General features: G+C 57.5%; 1 pseudogene. It reads right to left on the reverse strand.

The window, feature by feature from the left end:
• Positions 1-169 precede the first annotated feature (169 nt).
• Positions 170-280, reverse strand: a pseudogene (locus EN824_RS34905) (F0F1 ATP synthase subunit epsilon); the annotation flags it as partial.

A 280-nucleotide genomic window follows, 5' to 3' on the forward strand; every position in this document is an offset into this window, starting at 1 on the left:
GTCGGGGTCGATCACCCAAACAAGAAGATAGAGCGGCTCGCCGTTTGCATGAAACCGCAAGACACCCTGACAAGCAGGCGAACTGTCTCCCAAACGAGAAAACGAGCAAACGAGGCAAACAAAAAAGCGGGGCAAGCCCGCTTTTTCAATCTCACATTTTCAACAACAATCAGGCCGGCAGCAACGCGCCTTCCAGCGTGGTAAGCTGGGCGAGGAACTGCTCGGCGTTGCTGCGCGCCACATCGTCCTTGGCGTCGGCGGCGTCTTCCTTGGCGTCCTG

This window comes from Mesorhizobium sp. M8A.F.Ca.ET.181.01.1.1, from assembly GCF_004792025.1.
In the GTDB taxonomy this organism is placed as follows: Bacteria; Pseudomonadota; Alphaproteobacteria; order Rhizobiales; family Rhizobiaceae; genus Mesorhizobium.